This window comes from Enterobacter sp. JBIWA003, from assembly GCF_019968825.1.
Taxonomy (GTDB): Bacteria; Pseudomonadota; Gammaproteobacteria; order Enterobacterales; family Enterobacteriaceae; genus Enterobacter; species Enterobacter quasiroggenkampii.
In genome coordinates this window covers 1,764,466-1,787,716 of sequence record NZ_CP074170.1, presented here as the reverse complement: position 1 = coordinate 1,787,716, position 23,251 = coordinate 1,764,466, and the positions used below count along the sequence as shown (strand labels likewise).

Here is a 23,251-nt window from a genome sequence, read left to right as displayed (position 1 = left end):
TGAAGTGCTTCACCGTTACGTCAAGAAGCACCGTTTCTGCGCACTCCGGCGACGGTAAAAACGCGTTAAATCCTGGTCATCATGTTGATGAACAGGAATGACGATGAAAATTTCTTTAGACAATGCGCCACTCGATCGCAGTGGCAATACGGTACTGACGGCGCAACTGCAACAGCTTATCGATGAGATAGCCTCCGCCGGGGGCGGAACGCTGGTCGTGACGCCCGGCATCTGGCTCACCGGTACGCTGGTTTTACCCTCTCATTTTACCCTGCATCTGGAAGCCGGTGCCTGCCTGCGCGCCAGCGCAAACCCTGCCGATTACCAGCATTCGGAGACGGTGACGCTCGCAGAAATGTCAAACATGGCGCTCCTTTACGCCCGTGGCGAGCAGCACATCACCCTGAGTGGAGAAGGAAAAATTGATGGAGACGCCGCAAGCTGGTTTTCATCAGATGCGGATGACCAGGGCTATCGCCAGCCTAAATCACAGCGCCCGCGACTGGTGGTGTTTGAAGGCTGCGAACAGGTACGCCTGCAGGATATTACCCTGCATAACTCGCCGATGTGGACCGCTCACCTGGTGAGCTGCAACCACGTTTTTGTCCGGAACATCACCATTGATAATGACCTGGCGCTCGCCAACACCGATGCGCTCGATATCGACAGTTGCCAGCACGTCCATATCAGCGACAGCTACTTCAGCGCCGCCGACGACGGGATTTGCCTGAAAACCACCCGGAAACCCGCGCCGCTACAGCAGCCCATTCGTAACGTAACGGTGAACAACTGTATTGTGCGTTCCAAAAGCTGCGCCATCAAAATCGGTACGGAAACCTTTGCCGATATTGAGAACATCACCGTCAGCAACTGCACGATTTTTGAGTCCAACCGGGGTATTGGGCTGGTTTCACGTGATGGGGGGCGTTTTCAACGGCTGGTGTTCAGCAATATTCTGTTTGACTGCCGTCACGGCCATCCCTGTCACTGGGGAAAAGCCGATCCGATCTATATTTCGGTACGCCACCGTGCACCAGAGGTTCAGCCTGGCACCATCGAAAACGTCATTTTCAGTAACCTTGCAGGCCACGCTGAAGGCGCGATTAACCTGCACAGCGACACGCCGGGCAACATTCGCGACGTCATGTTTAATGGCCTCTGCGTTGAACAATGCCTCAGCGACTCGCAGGAACAAGGCTTCTACGATATTCGTCCGCCGTGCAACCCCGCGCGTCCCACCGGAATGGGGCTGGACAACGCCTACAACATCAATCCGTCTACCGGCCGTGCGCATGGGGTAGAGCCCTACCCTGGCGGTATGCCCATTTTTTACGCCAACGGCGTAAGCGGGCTGCGGCTCTGCGCCACGCACCTCTGCCGACCGGTGCCCTTGCCTGCAGGCTGGAACGCGGAAAAAACCGTCCTGCTTAACGTTCAGAACCTCGTCACCGACTCCGCCTGTGCATAAAGGTGGAACCTTTGGACGACTTCGTCACTGGGGATAAAAATGATAAAAAAAGTACGTGAAATAAAGCTGCATAACTACGTTTGTTATGGTCTTGCTGATGTAATAGGCTCTGGCGCGTTCACGCTGGTGAGCGCATGGTTACTCTTCTTCCTGACCACCTTCTGCGGCTTAACGCCGATTGAAGCAGGCTCGCTGTTTGCCGTGGCGCGCATTGTCGACGTCATCATGTGTCCGCTGATGGGCTATGTCTCCGATAACTTCCATAAAACCCGGCTGGGCCGTCGTTTTGGTCGTCGCCGCTTCTTCTTGTTGGTCAGTATTCCACTGGTGTCGGTCTACAGCCTGCTGTGGGTAGAGGGGTTTAACTACTGGATCTATCTGCTGGTCTATATTCTGTTCGAAATCGTCTATTCGATGATTATTATCCCTTACGATACGCTCTCAGCAGAAATGACCTCCGATTTTGGCAAGCGTTCGAAGCTGACCAGCGCCCGTATGTATATCGCCCAACTGGCGGGATTTGCCGCCGCCTTTCTGCCGGGACGGCTGGTGGCTTATTTTGGTTCAGACTCCGCAGATTCGTTCTTTTATGCCGGCGCGATCTTCACGCTCTCATTTATGGTCGTCCTGTTCTTTGTCTACTTCGGTACCTGGGAACGCTCGCTTGATGAGATAGAGCAATGCGAGCGTCACGTTGACGAGGGGGAAAAGCAGCCGCTCCTCGCCCGCGTTCACGCCATCTGCTACGACTTCCTGTCCACGCTGAAAATAAAAACCTTCCGCTCGCACCTGGGGATGTATCTGGGCGGCTCCGTTGCCCAGGATATCTTCAATTCGGTATTTACCTACTTCGTCGTCTTCGCCCTGATGACCACACCGGTCATGGCCTCTAACCTCCTGGCGACCATCAACGGCATGCAGTTCTTTGGCGTCGGTGTAGCAACCTGGCTCACGCTGCGTTTCTCACCCTCACGCGCGTTCGCCACCCAGGCAACACTTGCCCTTCTGGCTTTTCTCCTTTTCGGCGCGGCATGGGTAAACGGCTCTACCAGTATGGCCCTGCTCTATCTGACGGCAGGGATTGCGGGTCTGGCGCGCGGGGGGATCTACGCGATCCCGTGGAACAACTATACCTTTGTGGCGGACGTGGATGAAATCCTCACCTGCAGCCGCCGCGAAGGGATCTTTGCTGGCTTTATGAGTCTGTTGCGTAAAGCCTCCCAGGCGCTGTCAATCTTCCTGGTCGGCGTTGCGTTGCAACTCTCCGGCTTCGTTTCAGGGCAGAGCCACCAGCCGGGAACGGCCATCACAATGATCGTGATTATCATGATTGCGCTCCCCGTTGTGCTCACGCTCTGGGGGATATGGTCGGCCTTCCAGTTCAAGGTGAACAGCCGTACTCATGCCATCCTTAACGACGAGGTTGCACGCCTCAAACGTGGCGAAAAGAAAGACGCTGTCAGCGCTGAAAACAGAGCCGTGATTGAAAGTCTGACCGGCTTACCTTACGAGCAGTGCTGGGGGCAGAACACGGTGGGCCACGTCAATCGTAGCCAGATGAAATCCCGTTCGACCGTACAACTGAAAAATGCCTGATGTTCCGGGCGGGTAACCGTGCCCGCCCGGCAGGAAGAAGAGAACAACATGACTGAACATAACCTGGTGATGCAACAAGGGATATGGGCGCGGATAGGATTACCCCGGGAGCTTAGCTGGGGATTCATCGGTGTTTTTTTATTTATAACCGGAGCGACCATCGAACAAAGCTGGCTGGCTTCACTTTTGCAGCAGCGGGGCTTTGATCCTGTTGAAATTAGCCTGCTTTCATCCATCTTCGGCCTGTGCGTTGCCGTTGTCTCCTGGTTTTCCGGTATCGGAGCAGGCGTGCTGGGGGTGCGCCGGCTGATGTGGATCGCGACGGTGGTCTATTTTATCGGCTCGGTGCCCTTTATTTTTGTTGCCCTCCCCCAGAATAACTATCCGCTCATGGTGGCAACCTACGCGCTACGCGGGGTGGCTTACCCGCTGTTTGCCTACTCGTTTCTGGTATGGATAAACCAGCGCTGCGAAAGCCGTATTTTAGGCCGTGCGGTCTCCTGGTTCTGGATAGCCTTCGGTGTCGGAATGACAATTGTTGGCCCGTGGTACTCCAGCATGATGCTGGCCCGCATAGGCGAAACGGGCACGCTGTTGAGCGGCTTCGCGTTTGTTCTTTGCGGCGGGTTTTGTGCACTGGTCCTCAACCATGACCGGCCCGTTTTCAGGGACGGTTATCCGCTGAGAACAGCGCTTCTGGAGGGGATTATCGTCCTGGTGCGAGAGCCGAAAATGCGTCTGGCGGTCGTGGTGAAAACCATCAATGACATCGGTAAATTTTCGCTGGTGATCCTGATGCCGGTCTATTTACCGCAATTTGGCTTTAGCATTGCCGAGTGGCTAACAGTCTGGGGCCTGGTCAATATTGTGAATATTTTCGCCAGCTATCTGTTTGGCTGGCTGGGCGATTGCCTGGGCTGGCGAAAAACGGTGATGTGGTTTTCTGGTACGCTATGCGGCGTAGCCTCCATCGCGGTGTGTTATGCCCCCGTGCTGTTTGGCCACAGCACCCTCGCCCTGTTTCTGGCGCTCGCTCTTTACGCTATCGGCCTGGGGGCGTTTGGCCCGCTGAGCGCCCTGATCCCCTCGCTGCTGCCGGAAAACAAAGGGGCGGCGATCTCCTGTCTCAACCTTGGTTCGGGGCTAAGCAATTTCGCCGGCCCCTTCATCGTCACCGTGTGCGTCGCGCCATTGGGTGTGGAAGGGACATTGTGGGTGATAGCCGTACTCTATTTCGCCGCCAGCCTGATGACGGTACCGCTGCGCCTACCGGAAACGGCGGCACACCCGAACGCTTAAGCCGTTTCATCGCCTGCCAGTTTTTTTACCGCTCGCCCAAACGCCTCAATTGCCAGAGCGACATCCTCAGCCATCACCGATTCCGCCGGATGGTGGCTGACCCCGCCCCTGCAGCGCACAAACAGCATCCCCACAGGCCAGCGTTCCGCCAGGGCGATGGTGTCATGCCCGGCGCCGCTGGGCAGGGATAACGAGCGCCCCTGCACCGATTCCACGGCGTCGCCCAGCAGGTGCTGCAAACGTGCATCGCACGGCGTGGCGGCGATCCGGTAAAACTCCTCGGCGCTGAAGCTCAGCCCGCGACGAGCGGCAATCGACTGCGCCTGCGCCAGCAGTTCAGCGAGCAGCGCGTCAAGCGGGGCATCCTGCGGGCCGCGAATATCCAGCGAGAGCGCAACCTCGCCGGGGATGACATTGACCGCACCGGGCAGGCAGCGCAGCTCACCGACCGTCGCCACCCGGTTGCCGCCCTGCTGTCGGGTGGTGTTTTCAATCAGCACCATCCATTCGGCGGCGGCGGCCAGGGCATCCTTACGGTGATGCATCGGCACGGTACCCGCATGCCCGGCCTCGCCGGTGAAGCGGCAGTTGAGGCGGCGCGCGCCGTTAATGGCTTCCACCACGCCCAGCGCCAGCCCTTCCTGCTCCAGACACGGTCCCTGTTCGATATGCAGTTCCAGGCAGGCGCTAAAATCGTCCTGATGACGTGCCGCGAGCGCCACGCGGGCAGAATCGAGCCCCGCCAGCACCATCGCCTGCGCCACGCTGATGCCCTGAGCATCACACGTCTCCAGCCAGCCCTGCGGCCAGGTGCCCGTCAGCCCCCGGCTGCCTAGCAGGGTGATCCCAAAACGGGTTCCCTCTTCGTCACCAAAGCCGACAATCTCTATGGCCTGCGCCAGATGCACACCCTGCTGGTGCAGGCTATCCACCACTTCGATGGCGGTAAGCACCCCGAGCATGCCGTCGTAGCGCCCGGCGTTGCGTACGGTGTCCAGATGCGAGCCAAGCAGCACCGCCTGGGCTCCCTCCTGCGCGCCTTCGTAGCGTCCACAGATATTGCCCACGCTGTCCTGCCAGACGGTCATGCCCGCCTGGCGCATCCACTCCCCGACCAGCTGGTTGGCCTGCAGATGCTGCGTGGAGAGATACACCCTTGTCAGCGCATCCGGGGTTTCGCTGATGGTGGCCAGCGCGTCGGCGCGCACCATCACCCGTTCTGCCGCCGGGCTCATTGCGGCGTCTCGCGGCGATAGTGGTCCCACGCGGCCTGCATGGCGGCCCCCTGCGTGGTGGTAAATTTGAGGTAGTTCAGCACCGACTCCAGCGCACTCAGGGTGGTCATCACACAGTCCTTGCGCGCGTTATAGCCCATGGTGCCAATGCGCCACACTTTGCCGTGCAGCGGGCCAAACGAGGTGCCGATTTCAATCCCGAAATCTTCCAGCATCAGCTTACGCACCTGGTCACCGTTGACGCCCTGCGGTATCACCACGCCCAGCACGTTGTTCATCTTGTGCTTCAGGTCGCCGAAGGTCTCCAGCCCCATCGCCTGAATCCCCTTAAGCAGCGCATCGCCGTGCAGCTTATGACGCGCGATGCCGTTATCCAGCCCTTCCTGCAGGATCAGCCGCGCGCATTCGCGGGCGCCAAACAGCGCGGTGGTGGCTTCGGTGTGGTGGTTCAGCCGCTCCGGCCCCCAGTAGTCCATCACCATGCCGAGATCGAAGTAGTTGGAGTAGATCATCTCCTCGTCGCCGTCGCGGTGGGCGTCGGTGCGAATGCCCTCCTCCACGCACTTGCGGCGGCGGATCGCCTCTTCCATCCGCGCGCTCAGGGTGATCGGCGACGTGCCCGACGGGCCGCCGAGGCATTTCTGCATCCCGGCCGAGACGGCATCCAGCCCCCAGGCGTCGGTCTCCAGCGCGTTACCGCCGAGCGACGCGGTGGCGTCGGTGTAAAACAGCACGTCGTAGCGGCGGCAGATCGCGCCCAGCTCCGCGAGCGGCTGCAGCATGGTGGTGGAGGTGTCGCCCTGCACGGTCAGCAGCAAGCGCGGACGAATACGTTTTATCGCATCCTCGACCTGGTCCGGGGTAAACACCTCGCCCCACGGCACCTCGATGGTATGCACCTCTGCACGGCAGCGGCGGGCAATTTCGCACAGCAGGTGGCCAAAGCGGCCAAAGACCGGCACCAGCACCTTATCTCCCGGTCGAATGGCGGAAACCAGAATGGCTTCAATTCCCGCGCGGGAGGTGCCGTCCACCAGCATCGTCCAGCGGTTTTCGGTGCGGAATACGCCGCGATAGAGCGCCATCACCTCGTTCATGTAGTGGGTCATGGCCGGATCGTACTGGCCGATCAGCTGGCTCGACATGGCGCGCAGCACGCGCGGGTCGGCGTTGATCGGGCCCGGGCCCATCAGCAGGCGCTGCGGCGGGTTGATTTGCGGAAAGTGTGCGATATCCATTGTTCAGTCCTTATCAGTTGAGGCCGCGCACGGAGGAGATGAACTGCTTCAGTTCCGTGGTCTGCGGGTTGGCGAACAGCGTTTTGCTGTCGCCCTGCTCCCAGACTTTCCCCTGGTGCATAAACACCACGCGGTCGCCCACTTCGCGGGCAAAATTCATTTCATGGGTAACCAGTATGAGCGTCATCCCCTCGGCCGCCAGTTGCTCCAGCACTTTGAGCACTTCACCCACCAGCTCCGGATCCAGCGCGGAGGTGATCTCGTCGCAGAGTAACACTTTCGGCGACATCGCCAGCGCGCGGGCTATCGCCACGCGCTGCTGCTGGCCGCCGGAGAGACTCGACGGGTAGTAATCCAGACGATCGCCAAGGCCAACCTTCTCCAGCATCTGCTGCGCCAGCGCCCGGCATTCGGCGGCGCTTTTTTTCAGCACCCGACGCGGGGCGAGCATCACGTTCTCCAGCGCCGTCATGTGCGGGAACAGGTTGAAGCTCTGGAACACCATCCCCACAGAGCGGCTGATTTCACGCGCCTGGGAATCCCGGTCGGTAATGGTCATGCCCCCCAGCTTGATACTGCCGTCCTGATAGCCTTCCAGGCCGTTAATGCAGCGCAGCAGCGTGCTTTTGCCCGATCCGCTGCGCCCGATGATGGAGATCACCTGGCCCATGTCGATATCCAGATCGACGCCCTTGAGCACGTGGTTATCGCCGTAGTACTTCTGCACCTGATTAATGGTGATGAGAGGCATTGAATTTCGTCTCCAGATAGCGGCTGTAGCGCGACAGCGGATAACACAGAATAAAGTAGCCGAGCGCCACCAGCGCAAAGACCTTAAACGGCTGATAGGTCACGTTGGTCAGCATGGTCCCGGCCTTGGTCAACTCGACAAAACCGATAATCGATGCCAGCGCGGTGCCTTTGATCACCTGCACGGCAAAGCCGACCGTCGGCGCAATGCCGATGCGCAGCGCCTGCGGGGCGACCACGCGAAACAGGGTCTGGCCGAAGGTCAGCCCCAGGCAGCGCGAGGCTTCCCACTGCCCCTTCGGTAAAGCACGAATGCTGCCGTACCAGATATCGAGCAGAAACGCGCTGGTGTAGAACGTCAGCGCCAGCGAGGCGGCGGTCCACGGCGAAACGTCGATGCCGAACAGCGCCACGCCGAAGAAGGCCAGGAACAGCTGCATCAGCAGCGGCGTGCCCTGAAACAGCTCAATATAGCCGCGGATAATGCGCTTCACCGTGCGTCCGCCCGTCAGGCGCAGCAGCAGGAGCGGCAGCGTTACCACCGCGCCGCCGACGAACGCCACCAGCGACAGCAGCACCGTCCAGCGTCCGGCCAGCAGCAGGTTGCGAATAATGTCCCAGTCGGTAAAGGTGGTCATCATGCCTGCACCCCCAGCCATTTCCGTCCTGCCGCCATCATCAGCTGGCGCAGGGTAATCGACAGCGCTAAGTAAATCCCGGTGGTCACCAGATAGACCTCAAAGCTTAAAAACGTTCTGGACTGGATCAGGTTGGCGGCGAAGGTCAGCTCTTCATAGGAGACCTGCGACACCACCGACGAGCCGAGCATCACGATGATGCACTGGCTCACCAGCGCCGGGTAAATGCGCTGCAGCGCAGGCGGCAGCACCACGCGGATAAAGGTCTGCAGGCGGGTCAGCCCCAGCACGCGACCGGCCTCCCACTGCCCTTTCGGCGTGACCTGAATGCCCGCGCGAATAATCTCGGTGCTGTAGGCGCCCAGGTTGACCACCATGGCCAGCAGCGCCGCTTCCCCCGCCGTCATCTTCAGCCCAAGGTTCGGCAGGCCGAAGACGATGAAAAACAGCTGCACCACAAACGGCGTGTTGCGGATGATCTCCACATACCCGCCCCAGATCCGGCTGTACCAGGTGGTGCGTCCGCTGCGGATCGCCGCGCCGACAATCCCTGTTGCCAGCCCGCCGACGGTGGCCATCACCGTCAGCTGAATAGTGACCCACAGCCCGGCCAGCAGCTCCGGCCAGTGCGGCCAGAGGGCGGAAAAATCAAGTTGCTCAGTCATCGGCTCAGGCGCCAAGGTTTGCCGGCAGCGGGGCCTTCAGCCATTGCTCAGACAGACCGTTCAGCGTGCCGTCCTTAATGCCCTGCTCGATCAGCGCGTCCACTTTTGCCTTCAGGGCCGGTTCGTTTTTCTTCAGGCCAATGAAGCACGGCGAGTCTTTCAGCATAAAGCTCGGCACCGGGGCTTTCGCCGCGTTCTGGCGCGAAATGGCCGCCACCACGAGATTGCCGGTCGCCACGTACTGCACCTGGCCGGACAGATATGCCGACAGCGTAGTGTTGTTGTCTTCGTAGCGCTTCACGTCCGCGTCTTTCGGCGCCAGGCCGGTCAGCACCATGTCCTCCACCGCCCCGCGCGTCACGCCGATGGTTTTTCCGCTGAGCGCGGCGGCATCCTTCAGTTCAGCCCCTTTCGGACCAAACACGCCGAGGAAAAACGGCGCGTAGGCGCGGCTGAAGTCGATTACCTTCTCGCGCTCCGGGTTTTTACCCAGGCTGGAAATGACCAGGTCCACCTTGTCGGTTTGCAGGTACGGCACGCGGTTGGCGCTGGTCACCGGCACCAGCTGCAGCTTGAGCTTCATCTGTTTAGCCAGATAGCGCGCCATGTCGATGTCATAGCCCTGCGGCTGCAGATCGGTTCCCACCGAGCCAAACGGCGGGAAGTCCTGCGGAACGGCAATGCGGATGGTGCCGCGCTTCTCAATATCCTGAAGCTGGTCAGCCTTTGCCGGCAGCTGTGTGAAGAGGCATGCTGCCCCGGCCAGTGCAATCAACAATTTTTTCATGGTGCTTCCCCGTAACGTTAACATGAAACAAAAGATTCTTTGAATGTGATTTTGCAACTAATGTGCCAGGTCAGGCGAAACGGGGGATATTGTCATAAAGCCTGATAAAGCGGGGAATGGCGAAAAGGGGGCGCTCTTTTACGCCCCATCTGATTGCACTGTTTTAATGCAAAGCACCAGCCTGATGCCCCATTATCGCTGTTCCAGCTCGTCCAGCTGCTGGTAGAGGGAGGCAATCTCGTGAATGCGCGGGCGGCCTTTATCGAGAATGTCATGCAGGAAGGCGTTCGCCAGCAGGTTGATCAGACTGTTGACCGACGAATAGCTGTCATAGGCGGAGACGCTGTCCAGCGGGGTGCAGAGCTGCCAGCTCGCCAGCGGGAACAGGCTGTGGGCCTGCGGCTCGCACATCAGCAGCACCGGAATACCGCTGCTCTGAAGCTGCTGCATCAGCGGGCGAATGATGCGCGGGCGACGGCGGAAGGCCATCATCACCACCAGATCGTCCGGCGTTAAGTCCACCAGCTCCTCGCTCAGGCTCTGCCCCGGCTGCGGCAGCACCAGCACCTGGCCGCGCGCCTGCAGCAGCTGCTGGCGCAGGTGCAGCGCCGCCGGATAGGCGTTACGCATGCCGATAATGACGATACGGCGCGCCCTGACCATGCAGGCCATGGCGTCGGCAAACTGCTGCGCGTCGAGGGCATTGACCCACTGGGTCAGGTTTGCCATCTCCTGCTTATAGTGGCGCGCCAGCAGCGTATTGCCCTGCACCGCATCGCGATTGTCGGTGAGCGGCATCCCGCTCTGGCGCAGGGTGCGCAGCTCTTCGCGCATGTCCTTATATTTCTCATAGCCCAGACGCTTAAACAGACGGCTCACCGTGGCTTTCGATACCCCGCTCAGCTGCGCCAGCTCGGCGCTGTTGTAGCTAATGAGGTCGTCAAAATGATCGAAAATAAAATCTGCCACCCGCTGCTCCTGCGGCGACAATGACGCGTATTGTGCTTTCAGTCGTTCATCAAGCTGTTCCATAACGCCTCTGTAACGTTTGTTTCATCTCATGCTCATTATTCATTAAGCATGCCAGCTTCTGCGGCAACTGGCATGAAACTTTTTATTCAGAACTGGAACAGCTTTTGCAGCACCTTGTGACTTTCAGGGTTACGAGGACTCTTCATGCAAAGTAATGTCTCCACACACGGTATGGCGGTTGCGCCCCACCACCTCGCCAGCCAGAGCGCGCTGGCGGTGCTGCGCGAAGGCGGCAGCGCCATCGAAGCGATGGTCGCGGCGGCGGCCACCATCGCCGTGGTCTATCCGCATATGAACGGGCTGGGCGGCGATGGCTTCTGGCTTATCGTGCCCCCGGAAGGCGATCCCATCGCCATCGATGCCAGCGGCGCGGCGGGATCGCGCGCGACGCTGGCCGCCTACGACGGGCTCACGCAGATCCCCCATCGTGGCCCCCGTGCGGCGCTGACCGTCGCCGGAACCGTCAGCGGCTGGGACGAGGCGCTGAAGGTCTCGCGCGAGATGACCGGCAAGGCGCTGCCGCTGGCCCGCCTGCTGGCCGACGCTATTGACTATGCGCAAAACGGCACGCCGGTCACGGCCTCTCAGGCTCACGCCACGGCCAGTAAATTCGACGAGCTGAAGGACGTTCCCGGCTTCGCGGAAACCTGGCTGGTGGACGGCAAGCCGCCGCAGGTCGGAAGCCGCTTTTACCAGCCCGCCATGGCCACGACTCTGACGCACCTGGTGCAGGACGGCCTGGACAGCTTTTATCGCGGCCCGCTGGCGGAAGTCCTGGCGCGCGGCATGGAGACGCTGGATCTCCCCGTGACGCTGGCCGATCTCAACGCGCACGCCGCCCGACGCACCGTGCCGCTGAAGCTCAAGCATCAGCAGGGAGAGATCTTTAACCATGCCCCGCCGACGCAGGGGCTGGTCTCGCTGGCGATACTCGGCATTACCGATCGCCTGAACATGGCGGAGGCCCACGACGCCGACACCCTGCACCGCATCGTGGAAGCCACCAAGCTGGCCTTTGGCCTGCGGGATGCCCACATCACCGACCCGCGCGCGCTGAACACCGATGTTCAGCAACTGCTGGATCCCGCCGCCCTGCAGGCGCTTGCCGACAGGATTGACGACAGTCGCGCGGCGCCGTGGGGAACCGGAAAAGGTCCCGGCGATACGGTGTGGATGGGGGTGATGGACAGCAGCGGGCTTGCCGTGTCGTTTATCCAGAGCCTTTATCACGAGTTCGGCAGCGGCGTGGTGCTGCCCGATACCGGCATCGTCTGGCAGAACCGCGGCGCATCCTTCAGCCTCGATCCCGCCCATCTTCTGGCCCTCGCGCCGGGCAAACAGCCGTTCCACACCCTGAACCCGGCGGCGGCACGTCTGAAGGACGGTCGCGTGATGGTCTACGGATCGATGGGTGGCGACGGACAGCCGCAAACCCAGGCAGCGCTCTTTACCCGCTACGTTGTTCAGGGCGTCCCCCTGCAGGAGAGCATTACCCGCCCGCGCTGGCTGCTGGGGCGCACCTGGGGACAAACCTCGGACACCTTAAAGCTTGAAGGGCGTTTTTCACCCGAGACGGTCGCGCGCCTGCAGGCACTCGGCCACGAGGTGGAGCTTTTCCCTGACTTTAGTGAAGCCATGGGTCACGCGGGCGCGATTGTCCGCCACCCCAACGGGCTGTTCGAAGGGGCATTTGACCCGCGCAGCAACGGCACAGCCGCCGGATTCTGAGGAGAAAATAATGACGACACACCAACCCGACTGGCAGGCGTACCTGGCGCAAATGGAAACCGTACTCGGCGTTGAGCTGGATGACGCCCGCCGCGCCGAGCTGCAGCTGCAGTTCAGCCGCATTGCCAGCATGGCCGCCCCGCTGATGGCGCTGCCGCTCGACGACCGTCTGGAGATTGCAGGAGTGTATAAAGCATGACGCTACACGAGATGAGTATCAGCGCGATCCAGCAGGCGCTGAGCGCGGGGGAGCTGAGCGCCCACGAGATCGCCCGACAGACGCTGGAGGCGATTGCGCGCGTAAATCCGCAGATCAACGCCTGGACCACCGTGACGGAAGCACGCATGCTCGCCGAAGCCGATAATATTGATACCCTGCGACGGGAAAAGCGTCCCCTGCCGCCGCTGGCAGGTGTGCCTTATGCGGTGAAAAACCTGTTCGACGTTGCCGGTCACACCACCCTCGCCGGGGCCGAGCTGTTCAGCCAGCGCCCTGCCGCCGCGGCTGACGGCTTTGCGGTACGCCAGCTGCGCAGCGCGGGCGGGCTGCTGACCGGGATGGTCAATATGGACGCCTACGCCTACGGCTTTACCACCGAGAACAGCCACTACGGCACGACGCGTAACCCGCACGACCTGGCGCGCATTGCGGGCGGGTCGTCCGGCGGGTCAGCGGCCGCGGTGGCTGCCGGGCTGGTGCACTTTTCACTCGGCACCGACACCAACGGGTCGATTCGCGTTCCGGCCTCCCTGTGCGGCATCTACGGCCTGAAGCCCACCTTTGGCCGCCTGTCGCGCGCAGGAAGCCATCCGTTTGTCCCGAGTCTGGATCATATCGGCCCCTTCGCCCGCCGCGTGTGTGACCTGGCGTCCGTATATGACGCCCTGCAGGGACGGGACACCAGCGACGGTTTTCAGGCAGAGAGCTCCCGGGAACAGACGCGCCCCCTGCTCGATCGCGGGCTTGACGGCCTGCGCTGCACGGTACTCGGCGGCTACTTCACCACCTGGTGCGACGCGGACGCCAGAGACGCCGTGGCGCGGGTGGCGAAGGCGCTCGACGTGCAGGATGAACTACAGTTCCCGGACGCCGAGCTGGCGCGTTCGGCGGCGTTTATCATCAGCGCCGCCGAAGGGGGAAATCAGTACCTGCCCGCGCTTCGCCAGGAGCCGGCGCGTTTTGAACCGCACTCCCGCGAACGCCTGCTGGCCGGGGCGATGATCCCCTCCGCCTGGTACATTCAGGCCCAGCGGTTTCGCGCTCACGCCCGGCAGGCATTCAAAACCTTATTCGCGCAGGCCGACGTGCTGATCGCCCCGGCCACCCCGCGCAGCGCGACGCTGGCGGGCGAGCAAACCATGGAAATTAACGGTCAGCCGCTGCCCATTCGCGCCAGCATGGGGATGCTGACCCAGCCAATTTCGTTTTTGGGCCTGCCCGTGACCACCGTTCCGCTGCGCACCGCGCAGGGCGCGCCCATCGGCCTGCAGCTGATTGCCGCGCCGTTTAACGAGCAGGCCTGCCTGCGCGTCGCGCGGGTTCTGGAGGAGAGCGGCATCACCGATGCCCGTCCGGCGGAGATAGCAGCATGATGAATCACGATGACATTAACCTCCCGTGGGTGGTTGCCGAGGTGACGGCCGCGTTTTACCGCTATGAGGACGCGCTGGTGAGCAACAACGTTGCGGTGCTGGACGAGCTGTTCTGGCACGACAAAAACACGGTGCGGCTGGGGGCGGGGGAAAACCTGTACGGAATTGATGAAATCCGCGCCTTTCGCGCGGCGCGCCCCGCCGCCGGGCTGCAGCGGACGCTGCGCCACACCGTCATCACCACCTTCGGGGAGGATTATGCCGTGTGCAGCACCGAGTTTACCCGGGAGAGCACAGAACGCATTGGCCGCCAGCAGCAGACGTGGGTGCGGTTTGCCTACGGGTGGCGCATCGTGGCGGCGCAGGTGAGTTTGATGGTGTAACGCTGAAAAACCTGCCCGGTGGCGCTGCGCTTACCGGGCCTACGATGTCCCGTATGCCCTGTGGGCCCTGTAGGCCGGGTAAGGCGCAGCCGCCACCCGGCAAAACATCGCACACTTACTTCTGAAACGGATGTACCTCCCGCCAGTGGTCGGCAATCTGCTGGCGGGTACAGACCCACACCCGCTCGTGCTGCTGCACATAATCCAGGAACCGCTGCAGCGCGCGAAAACGACCCGGTCGCCCCAGCAGGCGACAGTGCATGCCGATGGACATCATCTTCGGCGCGCTTTCCCCCTCTTCGTACAGCACGTCAAAACTGTCCTTCAGATACGTATAAAACTGCTCGGCGGTGTTAAACCCCTGCGCGGTCGCAAAGCGCATGTCGTTCGCATCCAGCGTATACGGCACTATCAGGTGCGGTTTACGGGAGCCGTCGCTGCAGGCCACTTCCGTCCAGAAGGGCAAATCGTCGCCGTAGTAGTCGCTGTCGTAGTCAAAACCACCGTGCTCCACCACCAGTTGGCGGGTGTTGGGGCTGTCGCGCCCGGTGTACCAGCCCGTTGGCGGCTTACCAAACAGGTCGGTCAGAACGTGCACCGCCTTGTGCAGGTGTTCGCGCTCCTGGCTGATATCCATATTCTGATAGTGGATCCAGCGCCAGCCGTGGCTAACCACGTCGTAATCCGCGGCTTTGATCGCCTCAACGATCTCCGGGTGACGCGCCAGCGCCATCGCCACGCCGAAGACCGTCAACGGCAGGCCGCGTTTCTGAAATTCATTGTGGATCCGCCAGAACCCGGCGCGACTGCCGTATTCGTAGAGAGAGTCCATCGACATGTGTTTGTCCGGGTAGCTGGCCGCGCCAATGATGTCCGACAGGAACTGCTCGGATCCGGCATCGCCGTGCAGAACGTGGTTTTCTGCCCCTTCTTCGTAATTGAGCACAAACTGCACGGCGATGCGCGCCTGATTCGGCCACCGCGCGTGCGGCGGGTTGCCCGCGTAACCGCGCAGATCACGCGGATAATCCTGTTCAAAAAGCCCCATTGCCACCCCCAAAAAATTAAAATGGATTCAATGCCTGAAAATGCCCGCTTAACGCTTTGTTCTCCGGGAACGCCAGATCGCCGTGCTTGCTGGTCGACAGCCCCAGCGCCACCAGCGATTCCACCATCTTCACCGCCGCGCTGACGCCGTCGATCACCGGCACGCGCAGCTCGCGGGTCAACTCTTGCGCCAGCGTCGCCATGCCGCCGCAGCCCAGCACGATGGCGCCACAGCCATCCTCTTTCAGCGCCTGTATACAGCGCGCGCGTACTTTCTCCTGCGCCAGACCGCTGCCGTCTTCCAGCGCCAGCACCGGAAGGTCGATGGCGTGCAGCGCCGCACAATGGTCCTGAAAGCCATACTGGTGCAGCAGATGACGGGCAATGATCAGCGTGCGCGGAAGCGTGGTGACCACCGAAAAGCGCGTCGCGACCAGCGTCGCCATATGCATGGCGGCTTCGGCGATGCCGATTACCGGCCCCTGCGCCAGCTCGCGCGCCGCCAGCAGGCCCGGATCGCCAAAGCAGGCGATCACGTGACCGTCCACGCCCTGCTCCCTGCCTTTTTTGATCTGATCCAGGACACCGACGGCGGCGATGGCCTCATCAAAGTGGCCTTCTATAGACGGCACACCCGCGCTCGGGCAGACCGCGAGGATCTCCGTTCCCGGTGCCGCCACCGCGCGGGCTGCCGCGCCGATGGTTTCCGTCATGGCGAGGCTGGTGTTGGGGTTGATCACTTGTATACAGACAGACATTACGACTCCTTGTGGCCGGCAAACAGCCGGGCAAAATCAGGCAGGCACTCGCCCGCCCGCTCGAAGCAGAGGCTGGCGACGATATGTTCAAAATGGTGCATTAATGCATCGCTTAGCGGCTGGAGCGCCTTCTGGCGCAGCAGATCCACCAGCTGCTCGTGATCGTTGCAACGGCAGCCCTGACGCCACGGCGCGCCCCAGGTGGCAATCACCAGCGAAGAACGCTGGCTCAGGCTGGTCACCATCTCAGTGAGCACCTGGTTGCCGGAGATGGCCTGCAGCTGAATGTGGAAATTGGCGGAGTGGCGGATCGCCGCCGGGCCGTCATAGGCCTCGTGCGCCTGCTGCTCCTGACGAATAATGGCCTCCAGCGCGGCAAGGTGCGGCGGCTGGCAGTGCGCCAGCACATCCGGCAGGTTAGCGACCTCCAGCAGGGCGCGGGTGCGGAAGATGTGCCGCGCCTCTTCCACCGTCGGGCTGGCGACGTGTGCACCACGCTTGGGCGTCAGGGTGACCATTTGCACAGCGGCGAGTCGTTGAAGCACCTTGCGGATGCCCGTGCGGCTCACGCCAAAGACCTCGGCCAGCGCCTCTTCCGGCAATTTGCTCCCCGGCAGCAGCTGGTGTTCGACAATCGCGGTCATCAGCGCCTGGAAGATGGATTCGTCTTTATCATGCAGGTCTGGCGCGGTCTGCAGGGCGTTTATGTTGTTCATTCACCACTCCGAATTTTACTTTTCGTTATCGAATCGTATACATAAAAATAAAATATTGCATACAAGATTTATTATTTTGGCCTGGATCCTGCAACACCGTTTGCACTCCCACTCAACGGGTTTTCATTCACAGGAGCAGGTTTCATGCCAAACAGTCAAAAAGCACAGCAAGGTACGGCCGCTGATTCCGGTGCGGTTTACAGCCCACGTCTTTGCAATGAGGATCTGGCACCGACGCGTGACCAGAACTGGAGCTGGTACAACATCTTTTCGTTCTGGATGTCGGACGTTCACAGCATGGGGGGTTATGTTGTCGCCGCGAGCTTCTTTACGCTCGGGCTGGCAAGCTGGCAGGTGCTGCTCTGCCTGCTGGTGGGGATTTGCATCGTGCAGTTGTGCGCCAACCTGGTGGCCAAACCGAGCCAGATGGCGGGCGTGCCCTACGCGGTGATCAGCCGTCAGGCGTTTGGCGTGTTCGGGGCCAATATTCCGGCGGTGATCCGCGGGCTGATTGCCTTTGCGTGGTACGGTATTCAGACCTATCTCGCCGCCAACGCCCTGATGCTGGTGGCGCTGAAGTTCTGGCCGACGCTCTCTTCACTCACTACCGGCGCATTCCTGGGCCTGTCGCATCTGGGCTGGATCTGCTTTGCCATTATGTGGGTCCTGCAGGCGATGGTCTTCTGGCACGGCATGAGCGCCATCAAGCGCTTTATTGATATCGCCGGTCCGGCGGTCTATGTGGTGATGCTGGCCCTCGCCGGCTGGATTGTATACAAGACCGGTTTTGACGGCATTTCCTTTACCCTCGCCAGTAAATCCCTGAGCGCGGGCGAACAGACCTGGCAGATGATCACCGCCACGGCGCTGGTGGTCTCCTACTTCTCCGGTCCGCTGCTCAACTTTGGCGATTTCTCCCGCTACGGCAAAAGCATGGGTGAGATCCGCCGCGGCAACCGCTGGGGGCTGCCGTTTAACTTCCTGCTGTTCTCCATCGTTACCGTGGTGATTGTCTCCGGCACCCAGTCGCTGTTTGGCCGCATGATCACCGACCCGATTGAGACCGTCAGCCGCGTGGGTAACGATCTGGCCGTGGCGATTGGCCTGCTGACGATGATCACCGCTACCATCGGTATCAACATCGTGGCGAACTTCGTCTCACCGGCGTTTGATTTCTCTAACTGCTCGCCGCAGAAAATCAGCTTCCGCACCGGAGGCATGATTGCCGCCGTCGGCTCGATCCTGCTCACCCCGTGGAACCTGTTCAACTCGCCGGAGCTTATCCACTACACCCTGGACGTGCTCGGGGCGTTTATCGGCCCGCTGTTCGGCATCCTGATCGCCGATTTCTACCTGATTAAACGCGGCAAGGTGTCGGTTGACGATCTGTTCGACGACACGCCAAAGGGCAAATACTGGTACCGCAACGGCTTTAACCCGAAAGCCATTGGGGCGCTGATCCCGTCCGTTGCCGTGGGCCTGGTCATTAGCTTTATCCCGGCCCTGCATGAGGTGGCAAACTTCAGCTGGTTTATTGGCGTCTTCCTCGGCAGCGTCACCTACCGCTGGCTGGCGCGGGAAGAGCGCGAGACGGCAGGTGCGACGTCGTTTGGCTCCCGCGTGGCGACGCAAAAAGAGTAATTCCCTCCCTCCGGCCGCAGCATCTCTGCGGCCCGTTCATTCTGGCACCGTTCTTGCTGAGCCTTCTCACCCCCGCTACGCACACACGAAGGCAGGAACCATGATGGAATACCAGACTGCGATACGCGGTGCTTTTTTTGATATTGCCCGGGTCTGCGACAGCGCAGACGCCATTGCCCAGCACGCGCGCTACCTTGAGGACGGCCTGCTGTTTATCCAGCACGGAAAAATTCTGGCACAGATGCCGTGGCAGGAGGGCGAGCAGTATCTTGACCCGCACAAAGGCTATACCGACCTGCGCGGCAGGCTGCTGCTACCCGGTTTTGTCGATACCCACGTTCATTATCCGCAAACGGAGATGATTGGCGCCTTTGGCGAACAGCTGCTGGAGTGGCTGACCACCTACACCTTCCCGGTGGAGAGCCAGTTCGCCGATGAGGCCTATGCAAAAGAGATCGCCGAATTTTTCATTAACCAGTTGGTGAGCAACGGCACCACCACCGCGCTGGTGTTTTGCACGCTGCATCCGGAATCGGTCGAGGCACTGTTTACCGAGGCCCTGCGCCTGAACATGCGCCTTATCGCCGGAAAGGTGATGATGGACAGGCACGCGCCGGACTACCTGAGCGAAGACGCGAAGCAGAGCTACCGGCAGACCCGGGCGCTGATCCAGCGCTGGCATCACCGTGGACGGCTGGGCTATGCGATTACGCCGCGCTTTGCGCCGACGTCATCACCCGAGCTGCTTGCGGCGGTCAGCCTGCTTAGAGAGGAGTTCCCGGACACCTGGCTGCAGACCCACCTGAGCGAGAACCCCAACGAAGTGGCCTGGGTGAGCGATCTCTGGCCGGAGCATGAGCGCTATCTGGACGTGTACCACCACTACGGCCTGACCGGCGAGCGCAGCGTGTTTGCCCACGCGATCCATCTGCACCACAGCGAGTGGCAGTGTCTGCATGACACCGGCTCGGCGGTGGCGTTTTGCCCCACCTCGAACCTGTTTCTCGGCAGCGGGCTGTTTCGCCTGCCCGCCTGCTGGCAGCACAGGGTGCGGATGGGCATCGGCACCGACGTCGGGGCGGGCACCACCTTCAGCATGCTGCGCACGCTGGGGGAGGCCTACAAGGTGGGCCAGCTTCAGAGCTACCGCCTGCGCGCCAGCGAGGCGTTTTATCACGCCACGCTGGGCGGTGCGCACGCCCTCCGGCTGGACGATAAGATTGGCAACTTCGCGGCAGGCAAAGAGGCGGATTTCGTGGTTATCGACCCCGACGTGACGCCGCTGCAGCGCCTGCGCAATCGCCGCTGCCAGGATATCTACGAGCAGCTTTTCGTGCTGATGACCCTGGGCGACGAGCGCAACATCAGTGAGACCTGGGTCAACGGCGAGCGGGTGTGGTCAACTGCCCCGATAGGTTGACCATCCGCCGGGGGCAATCACAAACGGCAGATGGAAATGCTCGTCTGCCGTTTCTCCCGTCACAAACTCAATCTGCGCGCAGGGATAGATGGTCTCCCGGCCGGTATCGCTAAACCACGCCCCAATCTCCGCCACCAGCCGATAGCGGCCCGCGGGCAGAGAGGGAACGAACGCGGCGATGCGTCCCTGAACGTTGGTCACGCCCGTGGCCAGCGTCTTCCCGTCCTGTTGCAGATGAACCGTCACGCCCTCTGCGGGCTTGCCCGTCGAAATATCGAGGATATGGGTGCTGAGTGTGCTCATTCGTGAATGACTCCTTCCAGTCGCAGCAGCGTAATTTCCCGCAGCTGTTCCAGCGCGGCACGGATTTCCTGCGCGTCGCTGTTCTCCAGCCGCGCGTGCAGAGCCTGTAATATCTCCTCGCCGCTGCGTCCCTTCGCGCGGATCAGAAAGACGCGCCCATAGCGGGCTTCGTAGCGGGCATTGCCTTCACGCAGCGCCTGGGCAAGGGCGGTATCGCGATCGTTCACCGCGCCCTGCTCCTGGCGCGACAGTGCCGCCTCCGTCGCTGAACCCGCGGGCTTTTCCCCGATGCGCGGATGGGCGCTCAGGGCTTGCGTTAAGGCCGCTTCATCCCAGCGTTGCGTCAGGGCCTGCGCCGCAATGAACAACGCGTCCCGGCTCGAATAAGGCCGCCCACTCACCAGCGCGTCGGCCCAGCCGGGTATCGCCACGCAGGGCTGAAGCAGCGTAAAAGCGTCTTTCTCAGGCAGCTGATTGAAGTCGTGCAGTGCGATCATAGGTTCTCCTTGATTATCCTCCTTCAGGTCAGTGCACAAACCACGCCACTCTTGAGACAAACGTGAAACAGTCGATTCCGGATGGCTGACCAGGAAATTTTTGATTCATAAAAAGGCACGCTCACCGCGTTTGCGCACCTTAGCAGTGCAAACATCTCCCTCACAACGCCGTTTTCACCACTCTGCAGCCTGGTACGCAAATTGCTGAATGTCTTTACACCCTGCAAAAGGAGAGAAGCATGAGAGCAATCGTTATTGGTGCGGGTATTGGCGGCCTGAGCGCCGCCGTCGCGCTGAAGAAAGCGGGCATCGACTGTACCGTGTTTGAAGCCGTAAAGGAGATCAGGCCCGTCGGGGCGGCCATCTCCATCTGGCCGAACGGCGTGAAATGCATGCAGCACCTCGGCATGGGCGACATCATCGAGACCTACGGCGGACCGATGCGTTTTATGGCCTATAAGGATTACCGTCGCGGCGATACCCTGACCCGCTTTAGCCTTGCCCCGCTGGTTGAGCGTACCGGCGGGCGTCCCTGCCCCGTCTCGCGCGCTGAGCTTCAGCGCGAAATGCTGGACTTCTGGGGGCGCGACAAGGTGCAGTTCGGCAAGCGCGTCGAACGCGTTCATGAAGACGAGGCTGGCGTGAGCGTCACCTTCACCGATGGCAGCTCAGCTGCCGGGGATTTCCTGATTGCCGCCGACGGCAGCCACTCGGCGGTTCGCCCGTACGTGCTGGGGTACACGCCGGAGCGCCGCTACGCGGGCTACGTGAACTGGAACGGGCTGGTGAAGATTGACGAGGAGATCGCCCCGGCGCACCAGTGGACCACCTTCGTTGGCGAAGGCAAACGCGTGTCGCTGATGCCCGTCTCCGGTGGACGCTTCTACTTCTTCTTTGACGTGCCGCTCCCTGCGGGTCTGGCGGAGGATCGCACTACCCTGCGCGCCGATCTCACGGGCTACTTCCGCGGCTGGGCGCCGCCGGTGCAGACGCTTATCGCGGCGCTGGATCCTGAAACCACCAACCGCATTGAAATCCACGACATTGAGCCGTTCGACAGCCTGGTACGCGGCAACGTCGCGCTGCTGGGCGATGCCGGGCACAGCACCACGCCGGATATCGGCCAGGGCGGCTGCGCAGCGATGGAAGACGCCGTGGTGCTGGGGGAATGCCTGCGTGAAAATCACAACATCACGCTGGCGCTTCGGCAGTACGAGGCGCTGCGCTGTGACCGGGTGCGCGACCTGGTGCTGAAGGCGCGTAAGCGCTGCGACGTCACCCACGGCAAAGACATGGCGTTGACGCAGGCGTGGTATCAGGAGCTTCGCGAGGAGACCGGAGAGCGCATCATCAACGGTCTGTGCGAGACCATTCAGGGCGGCCCGTTAGGCTGAACGTAAGAGGGATAATGATGAAAAGAGAACCGACTCCACCCGCCCACTGTACGTTTGAGCCAGAGGACTGGCTGCGTCTGGCGAAATGCTGGCATCCGGTCGCGCGTGCCTGCGACGTCGGTCCGGCGCCGGTCAAAGCGACGCTACTGGATGAACAGCTGGTGATTTACCGCATTAACGACCAGGTCGTGGTCGCCCGTGACGTTTGCCCGCACCGCGGCGTGCCGCTGACGCTCGGCTTTCACGACGAGCACGGGATTATCTGCCCCTATCATGGCTTACGCTTTGGGGAGGACGGACGCTGCAACCGTATTCCCTCCAGCCCCGACCAGCCCGTTCCGGCGAAGCTGAACCTGATTAACTACGCCGTGGAGGAGCGGTTCGGGCTCATCTGGACCTGCCTGGGGTTTGATCCGGAAAACCCCGCGCCGCTGCCCACCATGCCGCACTGGGATGACGACGGATTTCAGCAGATTAACTGCCCGGCGTTTGAGGTCAACGGCTTTGCCGGACGTCAGGTAGAGGGTTTTCTGGACGTGGCGCACTTTGCCTGGATCCACACTGATACTTTTGCGGACCCGAATAACCCGCTGGTGCCCCACTATCAGCCGCAGGAGACGCCGTTTGGCTTCGTGGCAGATTACTGGAGCTCCGTGAGCAACTATCCCGCCAGTTCCCCCGTGCAGGCTCCGGAAGGGTTCCAGTGGTTGCGCCATTTTGAGATGCACCTGCCGTTCACCGCCACTCTGACGATTCATTTTCCGGGTGAATCGAGACTGGTCATTATGAACGCCGCATCGCCGGTGTCATCGCGCGTGACCCGCATGTTCGCCCCTATCGCCCGCAATTTTGACCTGCATATTCCGGTGGAAGATGTGCATGCCTTCAATCTGCGGATTTTTGAAGAGGACCGTCTGATGGTGGAAACCCAGCGTCCGGAAAGCCTGCCGCTGGACCTGACTCTGGAAGCGCATATCCCCGCAGATAAAAGCTCGATTGCCTACCGTCGGGGACTGAAGAAGATGGGCTTTGGCGAGTTTTTCCTGGTATGACGGAGGCCGAT

22 protein-coding genes and 1 pseudogene are annotated in these 23,251 nt (G+C 61.2%); 11 read left to right on the top strand and 12 right to left on the bottom strand.

The window, feature by feature from the left end:
• Positions 1–103: 103 nt before the first annotated feature.
• From KGP25_RS08435 to KGP25_RS08425, 3 genes are read left to right on the top strand one after another with little or no spacing between them, the layout of a single operon-like run.
• On the top strand, positions 104–1,468 hold the full coding sequence (locus KGP25_RS08435; RefSeq protein ID WP_223540250.1) for a glycoside hydrolase family 28 protein: 1,365 nt from the start codon (positions 104–106) through the stop codon (positions 1,466–1,468).
• A 39-nt stretch (positions 1,469–1,507) separates the two neighbouring features.
• Positions 1,508–3,064 (top strand): MFS transporter, encoded by a 1,557-nt coding sequence (locus KGP25_RS08430; RefSeq protein WP_223540249.1) that lies wholly within the window; start codon positions 1,508–1,510, stop codon positions 3,062–3,064.
• Between the two features lie 48 nt (positions 3,065–3,112).
• Complete coding sequence (locus KGP25_RS08425; protein ID WP_223540248.1) at positions 3,113–4,363, top strand: MFS transporter; 1,251 nt, start codon at positions 3,113–3,115, stop codon at positions 4,361–4,363.
• Here KGP25_RS08425 and hpxK read toward each other — a convergent pair.
• From hpxK to hpxU, 7 genes are all read right to left on the bottom strand, one after another.
• Positions 4,360–5,598, bottom strand: a complete 1,239-nt coding sequence (gene hpxK, locus KGP25_RS08420) for an allantoate amidohydrolase (protein WP_223540247.1) — start codon at positions 5,596–5,598, stop codon at positions 4,360–4,362. The genes KGP25_RS08425 and hpxK overlap by 4 nt on opposite strands.
• Positions 5,595–6,836, bottom strand: coding sequence for an alanine--glyoxylate aminotransferase family protein (locus tag KGP25_RS08415; RefSeq protein WP_048027317.1), 1,242 nt, complete (start codon positions 6,834–6,836; stop codon positions 5,595–5,597). Before KGP25_RS08415 ends, hpxK begins: the two co-directional genes overlap by 4 nt.
• Before the next feature lie 13 nt (positions 6,837–6,849).
• Positions 6,850–7,587: an amino acid ABC transporter ATP-binding protein gene (locus KGP25_RS08410; RefSeq protein ID WP_023327069.1), complete on the bottom strand. Its 738-nt coding sequence runs from the start codon at positions 7,585–7,587 to the stop codon at positions 6,850–6,852.
• Positions 7,568–8,224, bottom strand: coding sequence for an amino acid ABC transporter permease (locus tag KGP25_RS08405; RefSeq protein ID WP_071882588.1), 657 nt, complete (start codon positions 8,222–8,224; stop codon positions 7,568–7,570). Before KGP25_RS08405 ends, KGP25_RS08410 begins: the two co-directional genes overlap by 20 nt.
• The gene (locus KGP25_RS08400; protein ID WP_048027626.1) at positions 8,224–8,889 is read right to left on the bottom strand and encodes an amino acid ABC transporter permease; all 666 of its coding nucleotides are present in this window, start codon (positions 8,887–8,889) and stop codon (positions 8,224–8,226) included. The genes KGP25_RS08405 and KGP25_RS08400 overlap by 1 nt, the downstream gene beginning before the upstream one ends.
• 4 nt (positions 8,890–8,893) lie before the next feature.
• Positions 8,894–9,676, bottom strand: a complete 783-nt coding sequence (locus tag KGP25_RS08395; protein WP_008499846.1) for a transporter substrate-binding domain-containing protein — start codon at positions 9,674–9,676, stop codon at positions 8,894–8,896.
• 192 nt (positions 9,677–9,868) lie between these two features.
• Positions 9,869–10,708: a MurR/RpiR family transcriptional regulator HpxU gene (hpxU, locus tag KGP25_RS08390; protein WP_048027314.1), complete on the bottom strand. Its 840-nt coding sequence runs from the start codon at positions 10,706–10,708 to the stop codon at positions 9,869–9,871.
• A 144-nt stretch (positions 10,709–10,852) separates the two neighbouring features.
• Here hpxU and hpxW point away from each other — a divergent pair, with 144 nt between their 5' ends.
• From hpxW to hpxZ, 4 genes are read left to right on the top strand one after another with little or no spacing between them, the layout of a single operon-like run.
• Positions 10,853–12,436, top strand: coding sequence for an oxamate amidohydrolase (gene hpxW, locus KGP25_RS08385; RefSeq protein ID WP_223540246.1), 1,584 nt, complete (start codon positions 10,853–10,855; stop codon positions 12,434–12,436).
• A gap of 10 nt (positions 12,437–12,446) precedes the next feature.
• Positions 12,447–12,635, top strand: coding sequence for an oxalurate catabolism protein HpxX (gene hpxX, locus KGP25_RS08380; RefSeq protein WP_024909607.1), 189 nt, complete (start codon positions 12,447–12,449; stop codon positions 12,633–12,635).
• On the top strand, positions 12,632–14,029 hold the full coding sequence (locus KGP25_RS08375) for an AtzE family amidohydrolase (protein WP_048027309.1): 1,398 nt from the start codon (positions 12,632–12,634) through the stop codon (positions 14,027–14,029). Before hpxX ends, KGP25_RS08375 begins: the two co-directional genes overlap by 4 nt.
• Positions 14,026–14,412: an oxalurate catabolism protein HpxZ gene (gene hpxZ, locus KGP25_RS08370; RefSeq protein WP_008499851.1), complete on the top strand. Its 387-nt coding sequence runs from the start codon at positions 14,026–14,028 to the stop codon at positions 14,410–14,412. The genes KGP25_RS08375 and hpxZ overlap by 4 nt, the downstream gene beginning before the upstream one ends.
• 115 nt (positions 14,413–14,527) lie before the next feature.
• Here the strand turns inward: hpxZ and puuE are convergent, their stop codons facing one another.
• The 3 genes and pseudogenes from puuE to KGP25_RS08355 form a co-directional block, all read right to left on the bottom strand.
• A complete protein-coding gene (puuE, locus tag KGP25_RS08365; protein WP_223540544.1) occupies positions 14,528–15,427 on the bottom strand; it encodes an allantoinase PuuE in 900 nt (299 codons plus the stop codon).
• Positions 15,348–16,217, bottom strand: a pseudogene (locus KGP25_RS08360) (aspartate/glutamate racemase family protein); the annotation flags it as partial. The gene puuE and the pseudogene KGP25_RS08360, both read right to left, overlap by 80 nt.
• The gene (locus tag KGP25_RS08355; RefSeq protein ID WP_048027304.1) at positions 16,217–16,933 is read right to left on the bottom strand and encodes a GntR family transcriptional regulator; all 717 of its coding nucleotides are present in this window, start codon (positions 16,931–16,933) and stop codon (positions 16,217–16,219) included. The pseudogene KGP25_RS08360 and the gene KGP25_RS08355, both read right to left, overlap by 1 nt.
• A gap of 144 nt (positions 16,934–17,077) precedes the next feature.
• Between KGP25_RS08355 and KGP25_RS08350 the strand changes: the two genes are divergently transcribed.
• On the top strand, positions 17,078–18,574 hold the full coding sequence (locus tag KGP25_RS08350) for an NCS1 family nucleobase:cation symporter-1 (protein ID WP_223540245.1): 1,497 nt from the start codon (positions 17,078–17,080) through the stop codon (positions 18,572–18,574).
• 100 nt (positions 18,575–18,674) lie between these two features.
• A complete protein-coding gene (gene guaD / locus KGP25_RS08345; RefSeq protein ID WP_223540244.1) occupies positions 18,675–19,994 on the top strand; it encodes a guanine deaminase in 1,320 nt (439 codons plus the stop codon).
• Here the strand turns inward: guaD and uraH are convergent.
• Both uraH and uraD read right to left on the bottom strand, forming a co-directional pair.
• Positions 19,974–20,297: a hydroxyisourate hydrolase gene (uraH, locus tag KGP25_RS08340; protein WP_223540243.1), complete on the bottom strand. Its 324-nt coding sequence runs from the start codon at positions 20,295–20,297 to the stop codon at positions 19,974–19,976. The genes guaD and uraH overlap by 21 nt on opposite strands.
• Complete coding sequence (uraD, locus tag KGP25_RS08335) at positions 20,294–20,794, bottom strand: 2-oxo-4-hydroxy-4-carboxy-5-ureidoimidazoline decarboxylase (protein WP_048222408.1); 501 nt, start codon at positions 20,792–20,794, stop codon at positions 20,294–20,296. Before uraD ends, uraH begins: the two co-directional genes overlap by 4 nt.
• 239 nt (positions 20,795–21,033) lie before the next feature.
• Between uraD and hpxO the strand changes: the two genes are divergently transcribed.
• Together hpxO and hpxD are read left to right on the top strand one after the other, a co-directional pair.
• Positions 21,034–22,188 carry an FAD-dependent urate hydroxylase HpxO gene (gene hpxO, locus KGP25_RS08330; RefSeq protein ID WP_223540242.1) on the top strand — a complete coding sequence of 385 codons (1,155 nt, stop codon included), beginning with the start codon at positions 21,034–21,036 and terminating at the stop codon, positions 22,186–22,188.
• Positions 22,189–22,202: 14 nt separating this feature from the next.
• Positions 22,203–23,240 carry a molybdenum cofactor-independent xanthine hydroxylase subunit HpxD gene (gene hpxD, locus KGP25_RS08325; RefSeq protein WP_223540241.1) on the top strand — a complete coding sequence of 346 codons (1,038 nt, stop codon included), beginning with the start codon at positions 22,203–22,205 and terminating at the stop codon, positions 23,238–23,240.
• Positions 23,241–23,251: the final 11 nt, after the last annotated feature.

Excerpts from the sequence above, each read along its gene's own strand:
- KGP25_RS08435 (WP_223540250.1), top strand. The coding sequence starts at position 104 with ATGAAAATTTCTTTAGACAATGCGCCACTCGATCGCAGTGGCAATACG.
- KGP25_RS08430 (WP_223540249.1), top strand. The coding sequence starts at position 1,508 with ATGATAAAAAAAGTACGTGAAATAAAGCTGCATAACTACGTTTGTTAT.
- KGP25_RS08425 (WP_223540248.1), top strand. The coding sequence starts at position 3,113 with ATGACTGAACATAACCTGGTGATGCAACAAGGGATATGGGCGCGGATA.
- hpxK (WP_223540247.1), bottom strand. The coding sequence starts at position 5,598 with ATGAGCCCGGCGGCAGAACGGGTGATGGTGCGCGCCGACGCGCTGGCC.
- KGP25_RS08415 (WP_048027317.1), bottom strand. The coding sequence starts at position 6,836 with ATGGATATCGCACACTTTCCGCAAATCAACCCGCCGCAGCGCCTGCTG.
- KGP25_RS08410 (WP_023327069.1), bottom strand. The coding sequence starts at position 7,587 with ATGCCTCTCATCACCATTAATCAGGTGCAGAAGTACTACGGCGATAAC.
- KGP25_RS08405 (WP_071882588.1), bottom strand. The coding sequence starts at position 8,224 with ATGACCACCTTTACCGACTGGGACATTATTCGCAACCTGCTGCTGGCC.
- KGP25_RS08400 (WP_048027626.1), bottom strand. The coding sequence starts at position 8,889 with ATGACTGAGCAACTTGATTTTTCCGCCCTCTGGCCGCACTGGCCGGAG.
- KGP25_RS08395 (WP_008499846.1), bottom strand. The coding sequence starts at position 9,676 with ATGAAAAAATTGTTGATTGCACTGGCCGGGGCAGCATGCCTCTTCACA.
- hpxU (WP_048027314.1), bottom strand. The coding sequence starts at position 10,708 with ATGGAACAGCTTGATGAACGACTGAAAGCACAATACGCGTCATTGTCG.
- hpxW (WP_223540246.1), top strand. The coding sequence starts at position 10,853 with ATGCAAAGTAATGTCTCCACACACGGTATGGCGGTTGCGCCCCACCAC.
- hpxX (WP_024909607.1), top strand. The coding sequence starts at position 12,447 with ATGACGACACACCAACCCGACTGGCAGGCGTACCTGGCGCAAATGGAA.
- KGP25_RS08375 (WP_048027309.1), top strand. The coding sequence starts at position 12,632 with ATGACGCTACACGAGATGAGTATCAGCGCGATCCAGCAGGCGCTGAGC.
- hpxZ (WP_008499851.1), top strand. The coding sequence starts at position 14,026 with ATGATGAATCACGATGACATTAACCTCCCGTGGGTGGTTGCCGAGGTG.
- KGP25_RS08355 (WP_048027304.1), bottom strand. The coding sequence starts at position 16,933 with ATGAACAACATAAACGCCCTGCAGACCGCGCCAGACCTGCATGATAAA.
- KGP25_RS08350 (WP_223540245.1), top strand. The coding sequence starts at position 17,078 with ATGCCAAACAGTCAAAAAGCACAGCAAGGTACGGCCGCTGATTCCGGT.
- guaD (WP_223540244.1), top strand. The coding sequence starts at position 18,675 with ATGATGGAATACCAGACTGCGATACGCGGTGCTTTTTTTGATATTGCC.
- uraH (WP_223540243.1), bottom strand. The coding sequence starts at position 20,297 with ATGAGCACACTCAGCACCCATATCCTCGATATTTCGACGGGCAAGCCC.
- uraD (WP_048222408.1), bottom strand. The coding sequence starts at position 20,794 with ATGATCGCACTGCACGACTTCAATCAGCTGCCTGAGAAAGACGCTTTT.
- hpxO (WP_223540242.1), top strand. The coding sequence starts at position 21,034 with ATGAGAGCAATCGTTATTGGTGCGGGTATTGGCGGCCTGAGCGCCGCC.
- hpxD (WP_223540241.1), top strand. The coding sequence starts at position 22,203 with ATGATGAAAAGAGAACCGACTCCACCCGCCCACTGTACGTTTGAGCCA.